At 53.4% G+C, this 906-nt stretch carries 2 protein-coding genes; both read left to right on the forward strand.

Annotated elements, in window-relative coordinates; translation table 11 throughout:
• A partial coding sequence (locus ABG80_RS01805; RefSeq protein WP_268760918.1) for an NAD(P)-dependent oxidoreductase occupies positions 1–360 on the forward strand: 360 nt, incomplete at its 5' end.
• The coding region (locus ABG80_RS01810; protein WP_152987409.1) for a LysR family transcriptional regulator at positions 357–906 on the forward strand (550 nt) is incomplete at its 3' end. The genes ABG80_RS01805 and ABG80_RS01810, both read left to right, overlap by 4 nt.

A 906-nucleotide genomic window follows, 5' to 3' on the forward strand; every position in this document is an offset into this window, starting at 1 on the left:
ATCGATGCCACCGCGTTGGCCAAGATGAAAACCGGTAGCTACCTGATCAATGCATGTCGCGGCTCGGTCGTGGATGAGAATGCGGTGATAGCAGCACTGGCGTCTGGAAAACTAGCTGGATATGCAGCCGATGTCTTCGAGATGGAAGAATGGATACGCGCTGATCGCCCGCAGGCTATCCCCAAGGCGCTGCTCGACAATACGGCACAAACGTTTTTTACGCCGCATTTGGGATCGGCGGTCAAGGAAGTTCGGCTTGAAATCGAGCGGCAGGCAGCGATGAACATCATCCAGGCACTCGCTGGTGAAAAACCGATGGGCGCGATTAATCAGCCGTATCCGGGAGTAAAGGCGGCGTGATAGATCTGGAGCGTGTGGCGACGTTCATTGCCGTCGTCAAATGCGGGGGCTTTCGCGAAGCGGCGAAGCAAACTGGATTGTCCCAGCCAACAGTAACGCAGCATATCAAGCGGCTGGAGCAGTCTTTGCAGGCCCGGCTGATTGACCGCGCAACAATGCCGCAAAGCCTGACATTGGAGGGAAAGATTTTTTTCCCCTATGCGGAACAATTGCTCCGTACTAGCCATAAGGCTACGGCAGCCCTCCACAATAAAAGCCTGGTCGTTGGTGCAAGCTCCAATATCGGCATTTATCTTTTACAACCCTATATCAAGGCGCTCCAAGATAAATTAGCAAACAAGATCGATGTGAGGATCGGCAAAAATATCGAGATTGCCGCTTTGCTGGAAACGCTTGAAGTGGATGTAGCGGTAATGGAGTGGTGGGACTCACGTCCTGGGTTCGTCTCAACAGTATGGCGGCGCGAGAGGATGGTTGTCATTGTTCGCCCCGGCCATCCTTGGGCTGCCGAGTCGACCATTCCACTTAAGTGGTTAAAATCCCAGA

Source organism: Aquabacterium parvum, from assembly GCF_001447195.1.
Lineage (GTDB): Bacteria > Pseudomonadota > Gammaproteobacteria > Burkholderiales > Burkholderiaceae_C > Aquabacterium > Aquabacterium parvum.